This window comes from Bifidobacterium sp. CP2, assembly GCF_018555635.1.
GTDB lineage: Bacteria > Actinomycetota > Actinomycetes > Actinomycetales > Bifidobacteriaceae > Bifidobacterium > Bifidobacterium saguinibicoloris.
Map to the genome: position 1 here is coordinate 1 of NZ_JAFEJX010000005.1, position 24,873 is coordinate 24,873.

The following is a 24,873-nucleotide window of genomic DNA, read 5'->3' on the forward strand; positions in this document are numbered from 1 at the left end:
TTGAAGATTTGCGGCGGTCATGGCCAGGGTGAGACGCCCGGTCCCATTCCGAACCCGGAAGCTAAGGCCCTGCACGGCGATGGTACTGCACCCGACAGGGTGTGGGAGAGTAGCACGCCGCCGCATCCATACTCACGAGGACCCCCGGTCGAGCACCACGCTCCCAGGGGTCCTCTTCGCATACACACGCCCAAACACACACGCCGACCGGACACCAAACCCGGCACACCGCAACGAACGCGACGAAACCGGCAACCATCGCACGACGCACCGGCAGCGAAGCCACCCACACAACCAAACCCACGCGACCACGCGCGCGTGCCCCGGACGGAACCACACCCACCAACCCACACGGCACCCGTCGCGAGGAAATCAGACAACCAACCACAACCAACCAACCTCTGGCGCCGCAACGTCGTATAGGCAACTGTCCATCGGCGTATTCCAACGCATGGGTATGCTGAACAGCATGCACTACTTCACACCGAAACGCTGCGCCACGTCGAACAAGATCATGTATCACGACAAGGCGCAGGCGCAGCGGGCCGCCGATCAGAGCCTCATCGAACGCGGTGCCGAACTGTGGGTGTACCGGTGCCAGTATTGCGGGACATGGCATCTCACGCATCGCGATCCACAATCCAGCTACAAGGCAGTGCCGTTCAACCAGCAGCTCAAACCGCACAGCCGCAAGAAAGGGTACAAACCGCGTCGCCGATAGCCGACGCCACAACGACGCCACAACGACGCCACAACGACGCCACAACGACGCCACAACGACGCCACAACGACGCCACAACGACGCCACAACGACGCCACAACGACGCCACAACGCGACGCCACAACGACGAAGCCCCCGGTGAGGAGAACCTCACCGGGGGCTTCGTCGTATCTAGAGTCCCGTCGTATGCGCTATACGCGCTGGAGGGGTCAGGTCAGATCATCAGGCGTTGGCCTTCTTGGCGGCGCGGGCGGCGGCCTTGGCGGCCTTCTCCTCGGCCTTGACCTGCTCGATGAACTCGGCGTGCTTGGCGCCCGGGGTCCAACCGGCGTTGACGACCTTCACCTGCCACACCCAGGCGGCGGCGAACAGGATGGCGGCGAACACCAGCAGGCTGACGGCGCCGGCCACCGGGCCGAGGTGCGCGAGGTTGCCGGTGATGGTGCCGAACCAGCAGAAGTCGGCGTCACCGAAGGTGGAGTTGGCCAGACCGAAGCTGCCCATGACGGTCATCAGGGCGGCCGGCAGGAAGGTGATGAGCATGCCGTTGATGAACGAGCCGACGATCGCGCCGGTACGGCCACCGGTGGCGTTGCCGAACACGCCGGCACCACCGCCATCGAAGAAGTGGGGCACCATGCCGGGCAGGATCAGGGCGACGCCCCAGACCGGGCCGAGCCAGACGGCGATGATGGTGAGCGCCACCAGGCCGCCGACGAAGGAGCCGAGGAAGCCGATGAGGGAGGCGTTCGCGCCGTACGGGAACACGATCGGGATGTCGAGGGCCGGACGGGCGCCGGGGACGACCTTGTTGGCGATGCCCTGGAAGGCGGGGACGAGCTCGCCGAGGATGATGCGCACGCCGTAGAGGATGATGCTCACGCCGATGCCGAACTGCAGGGCCTGGGCGAAGGCGGCCATGAAGAAGGAGCCGTAGTTGTCCGGGTTGGTGGAGAAGATCTTGAACGCGGTCTTGGCCGGCAGGACGATGGCGCCCCAGACGGCGAACACCAGGTAGAGGACCATCATGAGCAGCGTGGTGGAGACCATGGAGTCACGCAGGAAGCTCAGGCCCTTCGGGAAGTTGATGTCCTCGGTGGACTTGGACTTCTTGCCGACGAGCGTGCCGACGGCGCCGGAGGTGATGTAGCCGAGCGTGTTGAAGTGGCCGATGGACAGCTTGTCGCTGCTGGTCACGCGGTTCATGAACGGCTGGGCGAACGCCGGCATGACCACCATGATGACGCCCATGAGGATGGCGCCGATGGTGATGATGAGCAGCTGGTTGTCCTTGCCGAAGCCCACGGACAGCACCACGGCCAGCATGGTGGACATGAACACCATGTGGTGGCCGGTGAGGAAGATGTACTTGAGCGGGGTGAAGCGGGCGAGCAGCAGCATCACGATGAAGCTGAGCACGATGATGTACGCGGAGGCGGTGCCGTACTGGCTGGAGGCCTGCGCGGTGATGACCTCGTTGGTGGGCACCACGCCGTGGGCGCCGGTGGACTTGAGGATCAGGTCGCCGAACGGGGCCAGGGCGGACGTCACGACGGTGGCGCCGGCGCCGAGGATCAGGTAGCCCATGGCGGCCTTGAGACCGCCGGAAATGACCTGTCCGGCGCTGCGCTTCAGCGCGATCAGGCCGATGGCCGCGATGATGCCGATCAGATACGCCGGCACGTTCAGAATCTCCTGGCTGATGAAGTTCAGCACTTGAACGACAACGTTCATGGTTTCCTTCTATTCTCTATCTGTTCTGGTTGCCTTACGGGCGTCGGTCCCTTGTGGGGCCCTGCGCCCGCGGGTTTCGATGGTTCGTGTGAGGTCCGCCCGGGCGACCGATCGGTCATTCGGACGGACGGGGCCGGTTCAGTCGGCGTACTTCTCGAGCGCGGCCTTGATCTCGTCGGTGTCCATGAAGTTGGTGATGACCTCGACGGGGGTGGTGGTGCCTTCCAGCTCCGGGGCGAGCTCGGCGGAGGTGAGGACCAGATCGTTCATGTTGGCGGTGCCCTTGGCGCTGCCGGCGTCGGAGGTGGTGACGTTCACGTCGATGCCCAGGTCGGCGGCGACCGATTCGACATTGACCTTGAGCAGCACCGAGGTGCCGATGCCGTTGCCGCACACGCACAGGATGTTCATGTTGTTCTCCTTTTGCTATTCCTTGTGGTCTTGTAAGTGGTTTCCGAAGGTTCGCCCGGTTCGTCGGTCCGTTCGTCCGGTTCGGACGAACGGACCGGTCTGATGGCCGGACCGACGACGCGCGTCAGCGCTTGAGGATCGCCCTGATCTCGTCGGGCGTGGAGGCCTTGGCGAGATCGGCGGTCTTCTTCTTGTCGACCAGGGCGCCGGCGATGGCGGACATGACGCCGATGTGCTCGTTCTCGTCATGTCCGGCGAGGCCGATGACCAGCGACACGGGGTCGTTGGTCTTGCTGCCGAACTCGACCGGGGTGCTCAGGCGAACCCAGCTCAGTCCCGTCTTCAGCACCGCGTCGGACGGGCGGGAGTGGGCGAGGGCCAGGCCGGGGGCGATGACGATGTACGGGCCCATCTTCTCGACGGTGTCGATCATCTGGTCCGTGTATGCGTCGGTGGTGAATCCGGCGGCGACAAGTCCCTTGCCCGCCAGTCGGATGGCGTCCTTCCAATCGGACGCGGGAACGTCCAGCAGGAATGCGCTGTCGGGAAGGAATCCGTCGATGTCCGCTGCCATATGTGCCCTCCTTGGTGGCTGTCCTCACCCTCGTGGTGAACGTCGATTCGCCCACATTATCGCAGGCAAACCGTTTCTGACAGAGATAACTATACACCTATCAGAGCTGGAATCGCAACGGAAACCGATTTCTGAAACATGTGCCGATATGGTATATTGGCCATATTGCAAGCATTGGAACGGCACAATGGAAAGTGCGTTCGATGCATCGTCCCCGGAGTGTCGGGGCCGACCGAGGCGCAACCGAAGAGAACCGAGGAAACCAGCTGATGAGCTCCATCACCGATGTCGCCGCCATGGCCCAGGTGTCCAAGGCCACGGTCTCCCGTGTGCTTTCCGGACAGCGGACCAAGGAGGACGATATCGCCCGGCGCGTGCGGGATGCGGCGGAGAAGCTCAACTACGCCGCCAATCCGGCGGCCAGCGCATTACGCAGCGACACGACCAACGCCATCGGCCTGATCATCCCGGATCCCGCGACCCCGCTCGCCTCGCGCATGCTCGCGGCGCTCGACCCTGAGGTGAACGGCGCCGGCAAGCAGCTGCTGGTGGGTGTGGGCGACGACCTGCATGTCCAGGAGGAGCGGGTCTCCGCCATGCTTGCGAGGCGTGTCGACGGTCTGGTGGTCATCCCCCCGAAGGGCATGGATCCCGTCTTCCTCGACGGCTATGCCGGGGACGCCCCCATCGTGCAGGTGTCCGGCCGGTCCACGTCGTTCCGTGTGAGCTGGGTGGGTGTGGACGAGGCCGCGTCGATGCAGCTCGTCCTGCGTCATCTCGCCGACCACAACGCCACGTCCATCGCCTATCTGAGCGGCGACGTCGACTCCGACGAGGCCGCCGAGCTATTCACCACGTTCCAGACGAACCTGTCGTTGATGAACCTGATGAGCCAGGCCGGATGGACCACGTTCGGCCCGTGCACGGTGGTGCGCGGCTATGAGGAGGCCACGCGTCTGTTCACCGCGAAGGGGGACCGGCCGGACGCCGTTATCTGCGCCACCGACGAGGTCGCCGCCGGCGTGCTGTTCGCGTTGGACCGTCTGGGGGTGTCGGTGCCGGACGAGGTGAGGGTCATCGGTTCCGGCGACGCGCCGATGGGCGTCGCCGTCACGCCCAAGCTGACCACGTTGCGTAGTCCGTGCCGTCTCATGGCCCGTGAGGCGTTGCGTCTCATCGACATGGGCAACGGCGGCCAGCATTGGATGCCGGCCCATGTGGCGTTCCCGCCGCAGCTGATCCGTCGTGCGTCCACCAGCAGCCCCCGGTTCGGTTCCAGCGACATGTCCGTGCCGTCCGATGGCGACGACGATGCGGGCGACGACGGGGAGTGACGCGTCCGTCGCGACCGATGCGTGTGCGTTCGGTCCGCGGCCGCGTCCCGAAACGCAAAACGGGGTTTGGATGGGATTCATCCCATCCAAACCCCGTTTCAGGCTTGGTCATGTTTCCCGTCGTCCGTCAGGCACTCCGGAATGGGAATGGTGACGGGCGACGTAGGACGCCGACCGGAGCCGCTTGGCGTACCTCCGTCGCCGACGGTCCATGCGGACCGCCGGCGGATGTCCGGACGATGACGCCGTATGGCTCAGCCGTTCGGCTACCGCCTCATTCAGCCCTCGATCGCGATCTGGTGCTTGGACTCGACCTGCGGCTGGGCCTGCATCTTCGGAACCTGGATGCACAGCGTGCCGTTGTTGTAGCTGGCGTGGATGTCGGATTCCTTCACCTCGTCGCCCACGTAGAAGCTACGAGAGCAGGAACCCATGTAGCGTTCGCGACGCAGCCAGCGACCGGACTCGTCCGAACCGCAGGCGCACTGCTCGCCCTTGCCCTCGGCGCCGTTCGCGGACTCCGGGGCCTTGTCCTCATGCTCGCTGGAACGCGAGGCGGACACAGTCAGGTATCCGTTGTTCAGCTCGAGCTTGATGTCGTCCTTCTTGAAGCCAGGCATATCGATGTCCACGTCGTAGCCCTTGTCGGTCTCACGCACATCCGTGGTCATCATGTTCGCCATCGTGTTCGCCGGCATCATGGAGCCCATCTGAGAGTCCATGTTGCGCCAACCCTCGAAGAACGGGTCGTCGAACAAATCGGAGAACATCGTGTCATTCATCAAAGCCGGAAACATCGCCATAATCGGTACTCCTTAACCAAGGAGGGAACGCGGCTTGGCTACCGAGGCCAACCGCCGACCCAGCCGGGACGGCGGCCGCGACGGATATCGTGGCCGGTTCCGGAACCCCTTCCGGGGCTCTCACCTTCGCCTTTCACTTCCCCCAATTCCCGCCGGCCCCAATCATTCCGGAATTTCACCCACAGTGAACTCGGGGCGTGGGGGATACTGGAACCATGAGCAACGCAGACGAGACGAACATGAACGACGGCGCGAACGGCGGAACCATGGTGCCGAAAGGCACCGTGGTGCTTGCCGCCACCCCCATCGGCAACGTGGGGGACGCCTCCGGCCGGCTCAAGGCGCTGCTGGAAGGCGCCGACATCGTCGCGGCCGAGGACACGCGTCGCCTCTACGACCTGGCGAACCGGCTCGGCGTGCACGTGAACGGACGCGTCGTCGCCTACCACGACCATAACGAGCGCGACAAGGCCGACGGCCTGCTCGACACCGTCGAGACGGGCGCGACCGTGCTCGTCGTCTCCGACGCGGGCATGCCCACCATCAACGATCCGGGACTGGCCATCGTGCGCCGCGCCATCGAACGCGGCCTGCCCGTCACCTGCGCGCCCGGGCCCTCCGCCGTGCTCGACGCGCTCGCCCTGTCCGGTCTGCCCACCGACCGCTTCTGCTACGAGGGGTTCCTGCCGCGCAAGCACGCCGAACGTGTGCAGCATCTGCGCATGCTGCAGGCGGAACGCCGCACCATCGTCTTCTATGAGACGCTGCACCGCATCGCCGATTCCATGGACGATCTGCTCGACGCGTTCGGCCCGGACCGTCGCATGGCGCTGTGCCGCGAACTCACCAAGGACTACGAGCAGATCCGACGCGGCACGATCGCCGAGATCCGCGACGGCGTGCGCGAGGACCCGCCGCGCGGCGAGATGGTGCTCGTCATCGCCGGCGCGTCCGACGAGGAGGCCAACGCGGCCGCGCCGAGCACACTGAGCGTGGAGGACCTGGCCGTGCTCGCCATCGACCGGGCGCTCGAGGACGGGCTGCGCATCAAGGAGGCCATCACGCAGGTGGTGGGCGAGCACCCGCTGCCCGACGGCACCCTCGCCAACCGCAAGCAGGTGTATCAGGCGGTGCTGCGGCTCAAGGGCTGAACGGGTCGCGTCGCGCGTCGCGCAACGCCTCCAATGAGTCCAGCAGCACGGTGAGCGCCCGTCTGACGCCCGGCCCGCCCGCCTGCGACACGTATTCCAGCAGGTGGGCGTCCGCCGCGGGGTTGGCGACGAGCCACCGCCGCAGCTCCGGCGCATGACGGGCGATGTGCCATAGCACGTCCGCGTCCGTGTCCGGGTCGGCGGCGACCGTCGGCGTGAGGACGATGGGTGGTTCCGGCGGCTCGGCCGTCCGGCCGTCCGCGCGCGATGCGCCCGCGTCCGCCGCGGCGAGCCGTTCGAGCCGGTCCGCCCTGCCCAGGGACCGCAGTCGACGCGACGGTCCGCCCGTCGGTGCATGCGCGGCCGACCTCCGGTCCGTCCGCGCGCGTGTCGTGCGACGCCGCGCGCTCATGGCGACGGCTCCGCGTCGTCCCTTGCGGGAGGGTGCCCGACGCGTCCGTCGGGACGACGGCCGTACGCCCGTCCCACCATCGTGAAGAACGCACGGGCCCGTCGCGTGGTCGACATGCACGGGTTCTCGTCGAGCATGGCCGTGCAGTCGTCCGGCGAGAAATCGTAGGCGTCCATGCAGTCGGCCACGTGCGCGGCGAGCACGTGCGCGTCCGGACGGTCGTGGAACATCGACGCCACGTCGCAGGCGGTACGGGCCGGCGTGGTGAGGCGCAGCGCGCCGATATGCGTCAGATGCCGGTCCGTCACCTTCCGCGTGAACGCGCGGATGCGTCGGCCGTGCGGGCGCGTGCGGAAGTGGGAGTGCGACAGCACGTCCAACGTGTCCGGGAACGCGCCGCCCATCCACACCCACAGGGCCGTCAGCGCGCACGCGCTCGTGGCGAACGGGATGACCTTGAGGACGATCATCGCGCGGCCGTACAAGGTGTCCGCATGATCCGACCAGTAGCCGCTGCGACCGTCCAACGGATGCACGGTGCCTAACGAGGACAGGCGGATCAGGCTCAACGGGCCGGGCAGGTCGCCTTCGCGCAGGATCGGCGGCACGAGCGGCTGCATGGCGGTGGCGTCCGCGGCGATGCGCGGGGCCGGGCGGGATGCGGATGCGTCGTTCATGCTCCGACGATACGGTCTCCGCGGCCGATGCGTCGCCCGGCGGTGGACGGCCGTCCGCGATTGTGGAAAACCCGGTGGATGACGGGGCGCGTTATCCACGGTGTGACCGATAATCGGGGCTTATGAGTCATATTTTGGTCAATGTTGCATGGCCGTACGCAAACGGCCCCCGCCATATCGGTCACGTGGCCGGTTTCGGCGTCCCCTCCGACGTCTACGCGCGCTACGAGCGCATGAAGGGCAACGACGTGCTCATGGTGTCCGGAACGGACGAGCACGGCACCCCGATCCTCGTCGAGGCGGAGAAGGAAGGCGTCACCGCCCAGCAGCTCGCGGACCGCTACAACCGCGTCATCGCCAAGGACCTGTGCGATCTGGGTCTGAGCTACGACCTGTTCACCCGCACCACCACCGGCAACCACGAGCACGTGGTGCAGGAGCTGTTCAAGCAGTGCCTCGAGAACGGCTACATCTACAAGGGCACGCAGCAGGTGGCCATCAGCCCGTCCACCGGCCGCACCCTGCCGGACCGCTACATCGAGGGCGAATGCCCGATCTGCCACGCCGAAGGCGCGCGCGGCGACCAGTGCGATGCCTGCGGCAACGAGCTCGACCCGGACGAGCTCATCAACCCCGTCTCCAAGATCAACGGCGAGACCCCGCGCTTCGAGGAGACCGAGCACTTCTTCCTCGACCTGCCGGCGCTCGCCGAGGCGAACCTCGCATGGCTCAACACCCGTGAAGGCTGGCGCACCAACGTCATCAACTTCTCCAAGGGCCTGTTCAAGGAGGTCAAGCCGCGCGCCATCACCCGCGACATCGACTGGGGCATCCCCGTGCCGGTGAAGGGCTGGATCGACAACCCGAACAAGAAGCTGTACGTGTGGTTCGACGCCGTCATCGGCTACCTGTCCGCCTCCATCGAATGGGCCCGCCGCAAGGGCGACCCGGAGGCGTGGCGCGCCTGGTGGAACGACCCGAAGACCCCGGGCTACTACTTCATGGGCAAGGACAACATCACGTTCCATTCCCAGATCTGGCCCTCCGAGATGCTCGCCTACAACGGCCAGGGTTCCAAGGGCGGCGAGACCGGCCCGCTCGGCCCGCTCAACCTGCCCGAGCAGGTCGTCGCCTCCGAGTTCATGACCATGGAGGGCAAGAAGTTCTCCTCCTCGCGCGGCATCGTCATCTACGTCAAGGACATCCTCTCCCGCTACCCGGTGGACGCGGTGCGCTACTACATCTCCATCGCCGGTCCGGAGAGCTCCGACTCCGACTTCACGTGGGCCGAGTTCGTGCGCCACAACAACGAGGAGCTCGCCTCCTCCTGGGGCAACCTGGTCAACCGCGTGGCCAACCTCATCGCCAAGAACTTCGGCGAGATCCCCGCGCTCGACGAGGATTCCATGACCGACGAGGACCGTGCGCTGCTCGCCGAGACCCGCGCCGCGTTCGACACGGTGGGCGGCTACATCGAGAACCACCACCAGAAGGGCGCGCTCATCGAGGCGATGCGCGTGGTCGGCGACATCAACAAGTACATCTCCGCCACCGAGCCGTGGAAGATCAAGGACGACGAGAAGCGTCTCGGCACCGTGCTCCACGTGGCCGCGCAGGCCGTGTCCGACGCGAACCACCTGCTCGCGCCGTTCCTGCCCCACGCCTCCCAGAAGGTGTGGGAGGCCCTCGGCGGCAAGGGCGTGTTCTCGCCGCTGCCGCGCCTCGAGGAGGTCGAGGACCTCGACAAGCCGGGCTTCCGCTACCCGGTCATCACCGGCGACTACAAGCTCGGCGAGACCGTCCACCCGTGGGAGAGCGAGCCGATCGAGGTTGGCGCGCCCGTGGCCAAGCCCACGCCGATCTTTGCGAAGATTCCGAAGGAGGCCGTGGAGGAGGAGCTGGCCCGCTTCGACGAGGCGCTCGCCGCCCGTCGCGCCGCCGAGGCCGAGCGTCTCGCCGCCGAGAAGGCCAAGCTGGGTCAGGCCGAGTAAGGCCGCGTAAGCCGACGCGGAGGCCGTATCCGACGGGCGAAGGCCGTGAAGGGCCCCGATATGGGGCGCTTCACGGCCTTCGTCGTATGTATGTGCGCGCCGACGCCGCGGGAACGAAATGCACCCCCGTCGCCACGACGTTACAAAACCGTCACAGCACGTCAAGCGGTTTCTCAGGAACGCGCATCATTCCTCCAAGGGGGCGGCGGTTATATAAGACATGTCAGCGGTTGGGAGTTCTTCCCGAAGTGAACATCGCCGGCGAGGTTCTTCCCGGACCCCATAACTGAACCCTTCTTCTCTCTTCTCTCTCAGCCCGGCGGACACCCCGCCGGGCTTCTTCATATCCCCGGCCGTTCCGGAATGGCCGTCAATGGTCCGGGTCTGCAGCTGGATGTGTGCCGTCATCGTTCCGCTCGTCTTTTCGGTGCCGACGATAACGCTGATTTCGTGAAATTATGCGGTTCCGAAAGCCTTGTTTTCGTGAAATTCAGTGATTCTATAATCGCTGTTTTCGTGAGAATCCCTGATTTTGCAACGATGGGAGATCATTATGCTGAAACGTAAGGCATATCAGCGGCTGTTGGAATGGAAGCGACGGTCGCAGGGTCGTACCGCCATGCTTGTCGAGGGTGCGAGACGGCCGCTGCCTGATTCGCTTCATCGCAAGGCAATGCGCCTGTTCCGGGAATACATGCTCGTCGGCGGTATGCCGCAGGCGGTCGAGACGTATGTCGAAACGCGTGATTTCCAGCGGGTCGACGAGGTGAAACGCGACATCCTCAAGCTCTACCGTGATGACATCGCGAAGCACGCCGGATCGGCCAGAAGGCGTGTCACCCTGCTGTTCGATGGTTTGGTGTCGCAGCTGTCGAAGCATGAGCGGATGACATCTATCGTGACGTGCTGCTGGGCAGAATCGCCGTCAACGAGGGGATGCTGGTGGAGAATGTGGTGGCTCAGCTGCTGCACGCTGGCGGCCACCGGTTGTATTTCTATTCCCGCAGCAGCCGTGATGATGCTTCGAGCACCATGGAGATCGACTTCCTCATCGTCGCGCGATATCCGAACGCCGCCATGAAGCCTCGGATCAGCCCTGTTGAAGTCAAATCGGGAACCCGCTACCGGACCGTGTCCCTCGACAAGTTCAGAAGCAAGTTCAAGCAGCGGGTGGGATTGGAATACGTTCTTCATCCGAAGCCGTTGGAGGTGAAAGGCGATCGACGGTATCTGCCGTTGTACATGGCCGGGTTGCTGTAGCCGGATCGGCGAAACGGCGGGGAGCGTGTTCGGCTCGGGCTCCACGGGGCGTCGCCGTTGTGCGACGCGTGGTCGGTGGACGCGTCGCGTCGATTGTGACCCATATGCTGGAAGCCGTAACGTGCGAAATCGTTCATTCCCGATCGGAATCGTTCATGGGCGGTCGGGAGTGGCGCCGCAAGGCGCCGATGCCGGCGGACGGCAAACGGACGACGACGCTGGCGACAGTCGGAAGGCGGATCTGGGGATATGTCGGACATCGACAGCAAGGCGCTGCGCGCGGCGATGAGCGGCACCGGACCGCGCAAGATCACGATGCGCCAGGCCATCGGCTTCGGCGTCGGCGACTGCTACGGCGGCGGACAGCTCACGCTCATCGCCACCTACCTCTCCCTGTTCTGGACGCGCTTCTGCGGCATGGACATCGGCACCGCGCAGACCATCATCGGCCTGAGCGCGCTCATCTCCGCCGTGGCCGCGCTCGTCTTCGGCGTGCTCGACGACAACCTCTACCGCTACGACCTGGGCCTGCGGTTCGGACGTCGACGCCTCCTGCTCATGGTCATCGGGCCGCTCATCCTCCTGGGCGTGTTCCTCTGGATCCCCGGACTCCCGCTCGCCGTGTACGCGGCCGCCTACGTGTTCTGGGTGGTGCTCGCGCAGGCGTTCCAGACCGCCTACAACCCACTGCCCGGCGAGATGACGCCCGACTTCAACAGCCGCGCGAAACTGTCCACCGTGCGCCTGTTCATCTCCACCGGCATCGGCACCGCGATCCCCGTGGCCGGAGGACTGGTGCTCGCCGTCACCGGCGAGACCACGCCGCGCGGCTACATGATCTTCACCATCGGCTCCACCGTCATCTTCGCCGTAGCCGTGTTCGCCTGCTGGCGTTCCACATGGGAGATGACGCCGGAAGCCGCCGGATTCGGCGCCTACGCGCGTGGCGGACGCGACGGGCATATCGGCGCCGCCCGGTGGATGCGCCGTGCAGCCAAAGTGCTGCGCGAATACGCCTCCACCCTGCACATCAAGGAATTCCGCAAGCACCTCGCCATCTACCTGCTCGTGCAGGTCTCGATGGACGTGTTCGGCCAGACCTTCGTGTTCTTCGTCGTCTACGACTGGAACCGCACCGCCGCGTTCGCTTCGCTGCTGCTTGGCTGCGCCGTGGTCTCCCTGCCGCTCATGCCCGTGTTCGGCTGGGCGATGACGAAGATCGGGCCGAAACGCCTGTACGCCATCAACTTCACCGGCTGCCTGATCGGCGCGGCATGGCTGTGCGCCGCATGGGCTCTGGCCGGGCGCATTCCCGGAGGCGCGTGGACCGTGTTCGCGCTCGCCGGCGCCCTGTGGTTCTTCGCGTTCAAATCGTTGTGCGGCTACCTGCCGTGGGCCGTGTTCCCGTACATCGCCGACATCGACCAGATCGTCACCCGCCGCTACCGGTCCGCCACGTTCTCCGGCATCCAGGCGTCGTTCCGGCAGCTCGGCTCCGGACTCGCGACGATCGCCGTCGGCGTCATCCTCGGCGCGGTCGGCTTCGACGCCACGCGCGACATGCAGACGCCGGCCGCCCGGCTGGGACTCGGCGCGGTGCTGCTCGGCTGGTTCGCGTGCGCGATGGCCATCTGCTGGATCGTCTCCGCCCACCTCAACATCAGCAAACGCACCGACGGCATCGTGCTGAAGGAGATCACCCGACTGCGCAACGGCGGCGCCAAGGCCGACGTCGCACCGGAGACGCGGTCCGTCGTCGAACGCCTCACCGGACTCGACTACGACGACTGCTGGCGGTAGGCCGGACGTACGTCGCCGACGGCGCCGTCGCGGATGACCGTGGAAACCGTACGCCGTCGCCGCAACTACACTGGGCAACCATGAGCAAGCACCACCATCGCGACCGCAGCTGGGCGCCCGCACCCGAAACGCTGCCGGAGGACGCCCACGTCATCGACAACCACACGCACGTCGCCTCCGTCGTGCCGTTCGCACGCGCGATGAGCCACGAGGCCGTCGCCAAAGGACAGCCGGAAGTCCCCGTCTACGACGTCGACGAGCTGCTCGCGCAGGCGGTGGCGGTCGGCGTGACCGGCATCATCGACTGCGGCTGCGAATACCCGAACCTCGCCAAAGCGGTCACGATGGCCGTCGAACACCCCGGACAGGTCCACGCGGCCATCGCCATCCACCCGAACGAGGCCGTACGCCACGGCCATCGCGCCGTCGCCGGACCCGACGGACTCGACGTCACCTACAAGCCGTACCACGACGTGCCGTTCGACGAGGCCATGGCCGAAGTCGAACGCCTCGCACGCACGCACCCGGACCAGGTCGTCGCCATCGGCGAAACCGGCATGGACCTCTACCGTACCGGCGAAGGCGCGCTGGAACTGCAACGCGAAGCGTTCCGCGCGCACATCGCGCTCACCAAGGAACTCGGCCTGCCGATGCAGATCCACGATCGCGACTCCCACCGACAGGTCATCGAGACGCTGCTCGCCGACGGCGCCCCCGAACGCACCGTCTTCCACTCCTACTCCGGCGACACCGAAATGGCCGAAATCGCGCGCGAGAACGGCTGGTACCTGAGCTTCTCCGGCACGGTGAGCTACAAGGGCAACGAGGGCATCCGCGAATCGCTGCGCATCGTCGGCCTCGACCACGCGATGGTCGAAACCGACGCGCCGTACCTCACGCCGATGCCGTACCGCGGCCGCACGAACGCGCCGTACATGATCCCGTACACGCTGCGCGCGATGGCCGACACGCTCGACCTGCCGCTCGCCGAGGTGGCACGCGGCACCCGCAGGACCACGAGGGCCGTGTACGGGGTGTGAGCCGCAGGACGCGAAGCCGCGTGGCCATGCGCAGGGATAAGGTGGCCTTGAGAGAAGTTGTGACGATTTCGTCAAGGCGCTACCATGTCTTTTCGAAATCGCGAGTGTGACGCATAAGGAGACAACATCGAGGGCGGTCGGTGGGACGCTCCGCATGGAGGTGAGCGCATGGCTGATTCGAATCCGAAGGGCGGACGCATCCGCAGATCGGGAGGGAAGACCACATCGAGCGAACAGGCGCGGCAGGCCGCAGCAGCTAAAGCCGCCGCGGCGAAGGCCAAGGAGGAACGGGCCAAGGAGGAGAAGGAGGCGCTGCTTCGCGCCGACACCTTCACCAACGCGCCGAAGGTCTCCCGCCGGACCCTCACCCGGGAGGAACGCGAGGAGCTCGTCAAACGGGCCGAAGCCCGCAACAAGGAGGCCGAAAAGCTCTCCACCGCCGCCGCCAAGGGACGGTTCGGGCGATGGTGGGCCAAACTGCAGTCCGGCCCCAACAAGATCACCTGGACGATGGCCATCGTGGCGCTCGGCGTGGTCTACGGCGACATCGGCACCTCGCCCCTGTACACCGCGCAGACCTTCCTCTCCGGACAGGGCGGCATCGCCAACGCCGACCGCGAGGCCGTGCTCGGCATGCTCTCCCTCGTCTTCTGGTCCATCACGCTTATCACCACCGTGAAATACGTGTTCATCGCCATGAAGATCGACAACAACGGCGAAGGCGGCATCTTCGCGCTGTACTCGCTCATCCGACGCCGCGGGGCGTGGCTCGCCATCCCCGCCATGGTGGGAGGCGCCGCGTTCCTCGCCGACTCCGTGCTCACCCCGGCCGTGTCCATCAGCTCCGCCGTGGAGGGCCTGCAGACGCTGCCGCCGCTCGAGCACGTGTTCGACGAGGACCCGAGCCTGACCCTGATGATCACCGTCTGCATCATCGTGGTGCTGTTCATGGTGCAGTCGCGAGGCACCGAAAGCATTGGACGCGTGTTCGGCTCCATCGTGCTCATCTGGTTCACGTTCCTCGCCGTGGTGGGGCTTGCGAACCTTTCCAACGACTGGACCGTGTTCGCCGCGCTCAACCCCGTGTACGGCGTGCGGTTCCTGTTCAGCCCGCACAATGCGGCCGGCATCGCGCTCATGGGCACCGTGTTCCTCTCCACCACCGGCGCCGAGGCCCTGTACTCGGACATGGGCCACGTGGGACGCGGCAACATCTACTTCACCTGGCCGTTCATCAAGATCGCGCTCGTCTGCAACTACTTCGGACAGGGGGCGTGGATCCTCGCCCACCACCATGACGCCCGCTACATGAAGATGGCGTCGCTCAACCCGTTCTTCCAGATGATGACGCCGAACGTGCGCTACGTGGCCGTGGTCCTGTCCGTCACCGCGGGCGTCATCGCCTCCCAGGCGCTCATCACCGGCGCGTTCACCATGGTGTCCGAGGCGACGCGCCTCAACTGGATGCCGCACCTCCAGGTGCGCTATCCGGCCCGCACGCGCGGCCAGCTGTACATCCCCGTCGTCAACGGCGTGCTGTGCGTGGCCACGCTGCTCGTGCTCGCCATGTTCAAGGACTCCGAACACATCTCCGCCGCCTACGGTCTGGCGTTGACGATCACCATGATCACCACCACCATCCTGCTCGCCGTATACATCTGGTACACGGGGCGGCGGCTCGGCGCGATCGTGTTCCTCCTGGTGTTCCTCGCCATCCAATGCATGTTCTTCATCGCCTCCATGGCGAAGTTCCTCCACGGCGGCTGGTTCACCATGCTGCTCACCGTGGCCATCCTGTTCGTCATGTACACGTGGGACGAGGGCACCAAGCTGGAACGCGCGCAACGCCGCCACATGCGCACGAAGGACTTCCTGCCCACCCTGGAGAAGCTGCACGGCGACTTCCGCATCCCCTACTTCGCGGACAACATCGTGTACCTGACGTCCGATAATGAGACCAAGCGCCTCGACACGGACATCTTCTTCTCCATCTTCGCCGACCATCCCAAACGCGCCCGCGCCTGGTGGGCGGTGAGCGTGGAGACCACCGACAACCCGTTCACCCGCGAATACGAGGTGGAGAACTTCGGCACCGACTTCCTGTTCCGCGTGCGCATCCGCCTCGGATTCAAGGTCTCCCAGTCCATCCCCGCCTACCTGCATCAGATCATGCACGACCTGTCCAAGAGCGGCGAACTGCCCCAGCAGAAATCCATCTACCCGAAGGTGGACGCGGATCCGAACATCGGTACCATCCGCTACGTGCTCATCCACAAGGCACTCATGCCGGAATCGAAGGTGTCCGCCCGCGGGGCGCTCTCGCTGCAGACCAAGTACGCCATCCGTCATCTGGCCGGCTCGCCGGTCAAATGGTTCGGACTGGCTCCGTACAATCCGCTCGTCGAGGTGCAGCCGCTGTTCGTCTCCACGCGCCGGCCTCCGCGGCTCAAGCGCATCGGCGAGCCCGTCGAACTCTCGCCCGGACGGGGGCGGAGCGCCAGGTTCGGCGGCGGGCGCGACGGGCAGCCGACCGGAGGCATCCCCGCCGTCACATTGTGAGGATCGGCGTCGGTCGTGGTGGTCGGTGTCGGCGGGAGCCGTCGGCAATCGTGGCGGTCGGCGTCGTCGCGCGGCTGTGCGTCGACAACCTGTGCGTCGAGGCGCTATAGGCAACACTTATAGCGAAAAAGGCGCGTCGCGACGAGACCGCATTATGGTAGCCAACTATGTGCAGATTACTGGGATACGCCACGGCCGGGTTCAACCTCAGTCTCGACGCCATCCTGGGCACCGAGGCCGTCGGCGACTACCGCGACATGAGCGAGATCCACAACGACGGGTGGGGTTGCGCCATGCTGTACGAGCCGGTGGAGACCCCCGGCACCGAGGACGGCGGCGCCCCCGCGCCGGAGACCGGCACCAAGCTGTACAAGACCACGGTGGCCGCGCGCTTCGACCCCGTGTTCCCTGAACTCGCCTCCGAACCGGCCCGTGGCGCCCTGTGGCACCTGCGCCTCGCCTCCTCGAACCTGCCGCTCATCCTGGAGAACCAGCAGCCGTTCTTCGCCAACGGCCTGAGCTTCATCCACAACGGCGACATCTCCGATTCGCACGGCCGCAACATCGTGACCAACAAGCAGTATCCGGTGAACCACAGCGTGTTCCTGTCCACCGGCGGTCGCTCCGACTCCGCCATCTTCTTCGCCGTGATCCTCGAATACATCGGCTTCGGTTACGACCTCGACGAGGCCGTGGCGCAGGCGGTACGCGAACTGCGCCAGGCCTACCCGCGCTCGAGCTACAACTGCATGATCCAGTCCCAGGATCAGTTCATCGCCCTGAACGCGGCCGGACGCGAACGCACCTCCTCGCGCATCGTCGAGATCTACGAGGAGTACGGTCAGGGGGAGAAGGCGCAGGACTACCGTGTGATGCGCTACCGCGCGCTCACCAACGAGGACGGTGCGCCTGCCGGCATCGTCGTCGCATCCTCCGGCTTCGAACAGGCTGAGGCCGACGGCTGGGAGGAGCTCGGCAACGACCAGATGATCGTCGCCTCCAACCGCACCGGCGAATGGTCCATCCGCTCCATCGACTGAGCGCCCAGCCTGGGAGTCGGCGCGTGCCGGCCGGAGCGTTCCGCGCCCGCCCTATGCGCGCCATACAATGGCGGTATGGTTCCCACGCTTGAGCAGATCGAAGAGCTCCACCACAAGATCGCGCCTTCCGAGGAGGCGTACAACCTGATCCACACGCATTGCGTAATCGTCGCGCGCATCGCCCGCATGCTCGCCCACCGCCAGAACATGCTGTTCGCCCGCCGTTGCACGCTGCCGAAGGATGCGGCGGAACTGGGCGCCCCGTCCGCGGCCGGTGCGGAGGCGGTGCTCGCCGGGCTTGGAACGGTTGCAGGGCCGTCCGACTCGCCCGCAACAGCTGCCCCCGCAACCGCCGCTCCGGCGAACCTGCTCGCTGTGCCGCCGTCCGACGGCGTGACCGGTGGCCATGTGCCGTCGCGGCTCATCGACGAGCATCTCGTCACGATCGGCGGTCTGCTGCACGACATCGGCACGTACCGCGTGCTCAAGCACGACGGCACAGACGGCGAACCGTTGAAGTTCGCCGGCAAGAAGTACATCAAGCACGGGCTGCTCGGCTACGAGTACCTGCTGGAGAACGGCGTGGACGAGGAGATCGCCCAGTTCGCCCGCAACCACACCGGCGTGGGGCTCACGCGTGAGGACGTGATCCGTCAGGAGCTGCCGCTGCCCCCGGCCGACTACGTGCCGGTGAACCTCGAGCAGGAGACGGTGATGGTGGCCGACAAGTACAACAGCAAGTCGCTGCCGCCGAAGTTCGTCACCGCCGCCTCGTACACGAGGCGCGCCGCGCGTTTCGGCGAGGAGAACAAGCGCCGCTGGCTCGAACTGCTCGACCAGTACGGCGTGGTGGACGTGGAGCCGCTCGCCGCCGAATACCACATGGTCGTCATCTGACCGTCATCGCCGGATACGGTGAAGCCCCGGAGGGACCGATTTCCGTTCGGGCTCTCCGGGGCTTCGATATTCTCGGGCCTCACCGCGGTCCGCGAATGTCGTTGCGTTCAATCCTCCAGTGTGTACACCTTGTCCGCTGCTTCGGCCACGTCGTCCTGCGCGGTGACGATGATGACCGCGCGCTTCGGGTCGCGGCCGTGCGCGATGGTGCGCAGCAGCGCGAGGACGGCCTTCGCGTCCTGCTCGTCGAGGCCCTTGGTGGGCTCGTCGAGGATGAGCGTGTCCGCCTCGCAGCTGATGGCGCGGGCGATGGCGACGCGCTTCTGGTCCAGCGGGGACAGCTCGCCCACCTTCTTACCGTTCGTGGCTTCGCCGAAGCCGGTGCGCGCGAGGAACTCGCGCGCCGCGATGGGCTTGGGCTTGAGGTAGGTGCGTCCGGACGCGTTCATGGCGTACAGCACGTTCGCTTCGGCGTCGAGGTCGCCGCGCACCGCGTAGCGCTGCGGCACGAGGCCCAGCCGGTGGCCGCGCAGCTCGTTGATCTCGAGTTCGGCGAGGTTGGAGCTCTTCGTCATCGCCGCGCCGGAGGTGGGGATGACGAAGCCGCCGAGCACCTGCATGAGGGTGACGCGCTGTTCGGGGTCGTCCTCGTCGTCCAGCACGCGGATGGCGTACAGGGAACCCGCGTAGAACGCCATCGACACGTTGTCCAGCACGTGACGGCCGGACTTGCGGTTCGTGGTGGTGGCGTGGTTGAGGGAGAAGTTCGGGTACGACTTGAGCAGGACGCGGTCGTCCACCTGGCGGCCGAGCCGTGCGTGCGACTGCGCGGCGGCCACGTGGATGTCATGCGTGGAGGTCGCGTTCGCCTTCGTCGCCGCGGGGATCTCGTTCGGGTCGGCCGGCTGTGTGTCGGCAAGCTTGTCCGCCGCGAGGGCGATGGTCGCGTCGACGCGCTTCGCGTTCCGCTTGGCCGTCTCCACGCTGGTTTCCTGCGGGACGTGCGGTTCGTCGTCGGCCGATGCCGTGGTCTCCGACGCGTCCGTGTCGTCCGCCGTGTCGCCCGATTCGTCCGCCGTGTCGGCGTCCGCGTCCGTCTCGTCCGTTTCGGTCTCGAGCGCGTCCTCAGGCAGGGCGACGGCGGGGTCGTCGTCGAAGACGACGCTGAAGGAGACCTGCTCGTCGGCCGCGTCCTTGTCGTCGGTCTCGTCGGATCCGTCGGTCTCGTCGGTCTGGTCCTCGGCGGCAGCCTCCGTGGTGTCTTCGGCGGTGTCCGCCGCGACCTGGCCTTCGGCCTCGGCCGTCAGGTCCTCGGTGTTCTCGGTCTTGTCGGCGTCGCTCATGCCTGCTCCTCCTCGTGCTGTGCGTCCTTGTCGTCGGCTTCGTCCGCAGCGTCACCCGCGGACGGGCGTTCGGTCTTGTCGTCGCTTTCGGCGGTCTTGTCCGCGGAATCGGCCTTTCCGACGGAACCCTTGCCGGCGTCGGCCGCCTGGAACAGGGCCGCGTTGCGGAACGTCGCCGGACGCAGCATCGCCACCACGGCCAGCACCACGATCAAAGCGAGGCCGTCCCACACCATCGTCCACACGATGGACGACGTGACGGGCGTGGCGTGACCGGACGCCAGCGCCGAGCCGATGGCCTTCGCGCCGAAGCCGCCGGCCAGCAGACCCACGGCCACCGGAATCACGGTGAGGATGAACGATTCGACCATGAACTGCCATCCGAGGCGCGGCTTGGTGACGCCGGAGACGAGCGCCATGCCGATCTCCTCGGTGCGGCCGAACCAGCTGCGCGCCACGGCCAGGGCCAGCAGGGCCACGCATCCGCCGATGGCCAGCACCCACAGGGCGGGGCGCACCTTGGCGGCGAGCGAGTCGAGCGGCGCGACGGACGCCTCATAGGATTCGAGGATCGGGGAGGTGAGCTCATAGCCCTTCGGCAGCTTCGCCTTCTTCGCGAGCTTGACGAACTTGTTGTACGTGGCCACGTCGGTGAATTGGAAGATGACGTTGAGGTCGGGCTTGGACCAGCTGCCGTCCTTGACGTCCTGCGGGTCGAGGCCCTTGCCGTAGACGGCGGCGTACGTCGTGTAGATCACGTTCTCGCGGTTGTCCTTGGCGAGCTTGGGCAGCGCCTTGGAGTAGGTGCCGTTGCCGCCGTCGGAGTCGTCGTCGTACTCGTAGATGCCGCGGACGGTGAACTCGTAGGTCTTGGAGGAGTCGGAGGGGTCGCCCACCTTGAACTTGTCGCCGGGCTTGAGGTTGTTCTTCTCGGCCACGCTCTTGGAGATGAGCGCGCTCTGGGAGGTGGTGTCCTGGAAGCCGTTGAGCTTCTTGCCCTCAACCACGGTGTAGTTGCCGTACTCGTTGGCCTTCTTGGCCTGGCCGGTGTACATGCTGAGCAGCGTGAATTCGCCGCCGGTCTTGTCGGCGGATTCGTCCGCGCTGCCGGGGATGGCCTTGATGCTGCTGCTTTGACGGACCGGCACGCTCTGGGCGAGCGTGTACGTGAACGAGACGCCCTGCGTCTGTGCGGCGGTGGCGTAGGTGCCGTAGTTCTCGATGGTGAGGTACTTCGATGTGATGGAGGCGTCGTCGCCCTTCATGTCGGCCTTCGTGGCGGCGGTGGGCCTGATTACGGCGTTGGGGGTCTGTGCGTTGTAGTCGGTGCCGTGGGCGTCGGAGTGCTCCTGCAGCACGGACAGCGAGACGATGCTGCCGAACGAGACGAGGAGCGCGACCACCACGGTCAGCGCTGAGGTCACCCAGCGTCGCGTCACGGCGCGCCAGGCGTTGGTGAGAACGAACATGCGTTACTTCTCCAGTTCCCTAGTTCCGGTTCTCTGCATCCGCGGCTTCGCGCGCGCCTGATGCGGTGCGTATGGCGATGGCGGCGGGCACTGATGCAATCTTCAGTTCAACAGTAAGACACTACATCGGCAATCGTGTGCGTTGTCTTGCCTGAAGCTGGGAGCATGCTGTGAAACCAGGCCGATGGAGGCGGTCGTCGCGGCCGCCGGGAGCCGTTCTCCCGACTGGCGTCGCGTGACGTCGGCGCGGTCCAGCCCGCGAGCCGGGGAAGGGCGGTGGGAGGATGCCGTACCGGTTCGATACGCGATAGAATGGCCGCAGAGAGAACCAGACGTTGGGACGACCAAGGAGCGAGCCATGTTGGAACCGTATGTGCGTCCGGGCATCGATGACAGGCCCGATTACGACAAGGCGTTGAGCAAGGAGGACAAGAGCGCCGTCGCCCGCTTGGCCGCCGACCCGAAGCGCCTGCCTCCGGAGGCCTCGGCCGACCAGCCGGGCGTTCAGACCGCCCGTCTCGCCGCCGACGGCACCGCGTCCGTCGCGGCCGCCGCCGCGGTCGACACCGCCGTGCCCGACTACGCCTCCTCCTTCCTCGACATGCGCGACCCGATGGTCGCCGCGGACGGCGAACGCCCCGACGCCGCGCAGGTGACGCGTCTCAAGTGGGCGTTCGCCGCGGGATCCATGCTCATCGCCGCGCCGTGGGCCGCCCTTAATCTGGTGGCCATCCCCAACCAGGTGGCGTTGGCGTTCGGCATCGACACCAAGGCCGCGTTGGCCGGCATTGTGTCCGGCGCGTCCAGTGTGTCCGGCGCATCCGGCCCGTCCGCCGTCTCGGCCGCCTCTGTCTCCGCCATTCATCTGGCGCCCGCGCTCGCCTCGATCGTGTGCCTCGGCGCCATCGCCTCCGTGTTCTTCACGCCGCTCGTGGCGGCCCTGTCCGACCGCACCCGAGTCCGGTTCGGACGCCGCACCCCGTATCTGGTGGTCGGCGGCGTGCTGAGCGCCCTGCTCACCCTGGCCCTCGGCGCACTGCAGAACGTGGCCGGCCTCATCGTCTTCTGGGTGGCGCTCCAGTTCTCGTACGCGATGCTCGTCGCACCGCTCGCCTCCGCGCTGTCCGAACGCGTGCCGGACAAGTTCCGCGACGTCATCGAACGTTGGAACGCGATCGGCGTAATCGCCGGACAGGCGGCCGGCGGCGTGATCGGCGGCCTGGCCATCGCGTTCGGCGCGTTCAACCCGTTCCTGTGCGCCGCAGTGCTGTTCGCCGTGGCCGGCTTCGCCACCGTGCTCGTCTGGCCGCGCGAACCCTCCAGCGAGGAGCAGCCGCACACCCCGTTCAGTTGGACGATGGCGCTCGCCGCCGTGCGCATGCCGTCCGGCCCGGAGTCGAAGCCGTTCCGCAGGCTCGTCTGGTCCCGCATGTTCATGATGGCCGCCGTGGGCATGACCGGCGCCTACCTGTGGTACATCGTGCGGTTCGCCGTCTACGGCGACGACCCCAAGCTCACGTCCGCCCCGATGACGCTGCCCGCCGGCATGCTCGTCGCGCTGATGGCGCTCGCCACGTTCGCCGGAGCGCTGCTCGCCACGTTCTCCGCCGGCGCCATCACCGACAAGCTCGAGGAGGGGTTCGGCGCATGGTGGCGCGATTCGCGCGTGGCCGTGATGATGGCCTGCGTGCTGTACGTGCTGGGATTGCTCGCCGGCCTCGCCATCGTGGCCGTCGGCGGGGAGCGCAGTCTTATGGTGTTCTCGTTCATCACCGGATTCGCGTTCGGCCTCATCGACGTGCTCGTCCAGCCGCTCGTGGTGGCCGCCCTGCCCGATCCGCGTGCCGCGGGCCGCGACCTGGGCGTCTACGCGGCCGCCAAGCCTTGGGGCCTGGCCTTCGGTGTGGTCGTCGGTGCCGTGGTGGTGATGCTGGTGCCGGCTTCGCTCGGATACGTGGCCCTGTTCCCGGCGGCTGCCGTGTGCGTCGCCGTCGCGGCGTTCCTTGCGCGCAAGTGAGGGCCGGCCGCCGTCCGATTCTTCAGTATCGGACGTTACGGGGGAGCTCAGGACCTCGGCAACGTCCGATTCTTAAGAAAGGGGCGATTGTGGTCCGGCCTGAGGTCCAGGAACGTCCGATTCTTAAGAAAGGGACGGTTGCGGTTCGGCCTGAGGTCCGGAAACGTCCGATTCTTCAGGATGGGATGTTGCGGCGAGGCTGTGAGGTCCGGGAACGTCCGTTTCTATAGAATCGAGCGTTATGGGGCCGGTCCGAACCCTGCGAACGTCCGATTCTTAAGGAAGGGACGGTTGCGGTCCGGTCTGAGGTGCGGAAACGTCCGATTCTGCAGAATGGGGTGTTGCGGCGAGGCTGTGAGGCCCGGAAACGTCCGTTTCTATAGAATCGGACGGTAAGACGGCGAGACGGCGTCGACGGTGGAATACGCAGTGGGATGCATAGTGGGATGAAAGGCGGATTGCACCATGGTGGGAATGCGTGACGTGGCCAGGAAGGCCGGAGTCTCGTTGAGCACGGTGTCGCTCGTGGTGAACGGCACCGGATACGTGTCGGACGACATGCGCGCCAAAGTGCGGGAGGCCATGCGCGCGCTCGACTACATCCCCAACGAGCTCGCCCGCAACCTCGCGCACAACCGCACCAACATGATCGGCGTGATCGTGCCGACCATCCGCCACCCGTTCTTCGCGACCCTCACCGCCGCGCTGCAGCGCGAATTCTCCGCGCGCGGCCTGCGCACCATGCTGTGCTCCACCGCTGATTCGGACAAAGGCGAGGCCGACTACGTCGACATGCTCCAACGGCACATGATGGACGGCATCGTCATGGCCGCCCACACTGCGCACCCATCCGGCTACTGGACCGGCATCGGCCGGCCCGTCGTCGCGTTCGACCGCTACCTCGGCCCCGGCATCCCCTCGATCGGATCCGACCACGAGCAGGGCGGCCGTCTCGTCGCGCGTGCGCTCATCGACTCCGGCGCGAAACACGTCGTCATGGTGGGCGGCCCGCGTTCCCAATTCCACGATCTCGACGCGGAAGGGGCGTTCGACGCCGGCGAACTCGCCGAAGCGGGCGTCACCACCTTCCCGACGGTCCGCTACTACCTGACGCTCGAACACGCGCTCGCCGCCGCCGGCGTACGCTACGACTACGTCGAGGCGGGCGAGGTCTCCGACTTCGCCGGGTACGCCGACGCGATGCGCGACCTGTTCGACCGGTACGACGACGTCGACGCCGTCGTCAGCTCCGACATCGGCGCGTCCCTGTGCGTGCAGGAGGCGATCCGACGCGGCGCGGCGATCCCGCGCGACCTGCAGGTCGTCGCCTACGACGGCACGTATCTGGCCGACATCGCCGGCGTACGTCTCACCGCCGTCCGACAGGACGTCGACGCGCTCGCCGCCGCGGTGGCCGCACGCATGACCGCCCTCATCGAAGGGGAGAGCGGCCGCGACGGGACGCGTGCGCGGGACGCGGCCGCGTCGTCGGCCGCGGCATCGGAGACCATGACGGATTCGACGGCGGAACCCGCCGCATCGTCCGTCTCCGTGGGCGACGGACGCCTGCTCGGATCCGTCACCGAACTCGTCCCGCTGACCCTGCGCAAAGGCGACTCCACCCGCTGAACGTCGCGCGG

The 24,873-nt window shown here is 66.4% G+C and carries 19 protein-coding genes, 1 rRNA gene and 1 pseudogene; 13 read left to right on the plus strand and 8 right to left on the minus strand.

The genetic code is table 11. The annotated features are described in order from the left end of the window. Nucleotides 1-9 precede the first annotated feature (9 nt). Nucleotides 10-126 (plus strand): 5S ribosomal RNA (gene rrf, locus JS531_RS04980). A gap of 343 nt (nt 127-469) precedes the next feature. Next, the gene (locus JS531_RS04985) at nt 470-721 is read left to right on the plus strand and encodes a hypothetical protein (RefSeq protein ID WP_214313903.1); all 252 of its coding nucleotides are present in this window, start codon (nt 470-472) and stop codon (nt 719-721) included. A gap of 222 nt (nt 722-943) precedes the next feature. Here JS531_RS04985 and JS531_RS04990 read toward each other — a convergent pair whose 3' ends face one another. From JS531_RS04990 to JS531_RS05000, 3 genes are all read right to left on the minus strand, one after another. Continuing rightward, the gene (locus JS531_RS04990) at nt 944-2,455 is read right to left on the minus strand and encodes a PTS ascorbate transporter subunit IIC (RefSeq protein ID WP_214313583.1); all 1,512 of its coding nucleotides are present in this window, start codon (nt 2,453-2,455) and stop codon (nt 944-946) included. Between the two features lie 138 nt (nt 2,456-2,593). Continuing rightward, nucleotides 2,594-2,866, minus strand: coding sequence for a PTS sugar transporter subunit IIB (locus tag JS531_RS04995; protein ID WP_214313585.1), 273 nt, complete (start codon nt 2,864-2,866; stop codon nt 2,594-2,596). 124 nt (nt 2,867-2,990) lie between these two features. After that, complete coding sequence (locus JS531_RS05000) at nt 2,991-3,440, minus strand: PTS sugar transporter subunit IIA (RefSeq protein WP_214313587.1); 450 nt, start codon at nt 3,438-3,440, stop codon at nt 2,991-2,993. 269 nt (nt 3,441-3,709) lie between these two features. Here JS531_RS05000 and JS531_RS05005 point away from each other — a divergent pair, with 269 nt between their 5' ends. Further along, the gene (locus tag JS531_RS05005; protein WP_214313589.1) at nt 3,710-4,774 is read left to right on the plus strand and encodes a LacI family DNA-binding transcriptional regulator; all 1,065 of its coding nucleotides are present in this window, start codon (nt 3,710-3,712) and stop codon (nt 4,772-4,774) included. 278 nt (nt 4,775-5,052) lie between these two features. On the opposite strand, the gene JS531_RS05010 is transcribed toward JS531_RS05005, so the two are convergent. Further along, nucleotides 5,053-5,577: an Hsp20/alpha crystallin family protein gene (locus JS531_RS05010; RefSeq protein ID WP_214313591.1), complete on the minus strand. Its 525-nt coding sequence runs from the start codon at nt 5,575-5,577 to the stop codon at nt 5,053-5,055. A gap of 215 nt (nt 5,578-5,792) precedes the next feature. Between JS531_RS05010 and rsmI the strand changes: the two genes are divergently transcribed. Further along, on the plus strand, nt 5,793-6,728 hold the full coding sequence (rsmI, locus tag JS531_RS05015) for a 16S rRNA (cytidine(1402)-2'-O)-methyltransferase (protein WP_214313593.1): 936 nt from the start codon (nt 5,793-5,795) through the stop codon (nt 6,726-6,728). On the opposite strand, the gene JS531_RS05020 is transcribed toward rsmI, so the two are convergent. Both JS531_RS05020 and JS531_RS05025 read right to left on the minus strand, forming a co-directional pair. After that, on the minus strand, nt 6,718-7,140 hold the full coding sequence (locus JS531_RS05020; protein WP_240542042.1) for a hypothetical protein: 423 nt from the start codon (nt 7,138-7,140) through the stop codon (nt 6,718-6,720). The genes rsmI and JS531_RS05020 overlap by 11 nt on opposite strands. Further along, a complete protein-coding gene (locus tag JS531_RS05025; RefSeq protein ID WP_214313595.1) occupies nt 7,137-7,817 on the minus strand; it encodes a hypothetical protein in 681 nt (226 codons plus the stop codon). The genes JS531_RS05020 and JS531_RS05025 overlap by 4 nt, the downstream gene beginning before the upstream one ends. A gap of 122 nt (nt 7,818-7,939) precedes the next feature. On the opposite strand from JS531_RS05025, the gene metG reads away from it, so the two are divergent. The 7 genes and pseudogenes from metG to JS531_RS05060 all read left to right on the plus strand — a co-directional run bounded on the left by metG (nt 7,940) and on the right by JS531_RS05060 (nt 18,404). Continuing rightward, entirely contained in the window at nt 7,940-9,808 is a 1,869-nt protein-coding gene (gene metG, locus JS531_RS05030) for a methionine--tRNA ligase (protein ID WP_214313597.1), read from the plus strand. 637 nt (nt 9,809-10,445) lie between these two features. Then, a pseudogene (locus JS531_RS11300) lies at nt 10,446-11,068 on the plus strand (DUF4143 domain-containing protein); the annotation flags it as partial. Between the two features lie 249 nt (nt 11,069-11,317). Beyond that, nucleotides 11,318-12,868 carry an MFS transporter gene (locus tag JS531_RS05040; RefSeq protein WP_240542044.1) on the plus strand — a complete coding sequence of 517 codons (1,551 nt, stop codon included), beginning with the start codon at nt 11,318-11,320 and terminating at the stop codon, nt 12,866-12,868. An 80-nt stretch (nt 12,869-12,948) separates the two neighbouring features. Next, nucleotides 12,949-13,908, plus strand: coding sequence for a TatD family hydrolase (locus JS531_RS05045; RefSeq protein WP_214313599.1), 960 nt, complete (start codon nt 12,949-12,951; stop codon nt 13,906-13,908). 168 nt (nt 13,909-14,076) lie between these two features. Continuing rightward, nucleotides 14,077-16,467, plus strand: coding sequence for a KUP/HAK/KT family potassium transporter (locus tag JS531_RS05050; RefSeq protein WP_214313607.1), 2,391 nt, complete (start codon nt 14,077-14,079; stop codon nt 16,465-16,467). Nucleotides 16,468-16,634: 167 nt separating this feature from the next. Then, complete coding sequence (locus tag JS531_RS05055) at nt 16,635-17,507, plus strand: class II glutamine amidotransferase (RefSeq protein ID WP_214313609.1); 873 nt, start codon at nt 16,635-16,637, stop codon at nt 17,505-17,507. Between the two features lie 75 nt (nt 17,508-17,582). Next, nucleotides 17,583-18,404 (plus strand): HD domain-containing protein, encoded by an 822-nt coding sequence (locus tag JS531_RS05060; RefSeq protein WP_214313611.1) that lies wholly within the window; start codon nt 17,583-17,585, stop codon nt 18,402-18,404. Between the two features lie 107 nt (nt 18,405-18,511). On the opposite strand, the gene JS531_RS05065 is transcribed toward JS531_RS05060, so the two are convergent. Then, nucleotides 18,512-19,747, minus strand: a complete 1,236-nt coding sequence (locus JS531_RS05065) for an ATP-binding cassette domain-containing protein (protein WP_214313613.1) — start codon at nt 19,745-19,747, stop codon at nt 18,512-18,514. Continuing rightward, nucleotides 19,744-21,216 (minus strand): ABC transporter permease, encoded by a 1,473-nt coding sequence (locus JS531_RS05070; protein ID WP_240542045.1) that lies wholly within the window; start codon nt 21,214-21,216, stop codon nt 19,744-19,746. The genes JS531_RS05065 and JS531_RS05070 overlap by 4 nt, the downstream gene beginning before the upstream one ends. A gap of 358 nt (nt 21,217-21,574) precedes the next feature. Between JS531_RS05070 and JS531_RS05075 the strand changes: the two genes are divergently transcribed. Next, nucleotides 21,575-23,233, plus strand: coding sequence for an MFS transporter (locus JS531_RS05075; protein WP_214313615.1), 1,659 nt, complete (start codon nt 21,575-21,577; stop codon nt 23,231-23,233). A gap of 465 nt (nt 23,234-23,698) precedes the next feature. Further along, the gene (locus JS531_RS05080) at nt 23,699-24,862 is read left to right on the plus strand and encodes a LacI family DNA-binding transcriptional regulator (protein WP_214313617.1); all 1,164 of its coding nucleotides are present in this window, start codon (nt 23,699-23,701) and stop codon (nt 24,860-24,862) included. Nucleotides 24,863-24,873 lie beyond the last annotated feature (11 nt).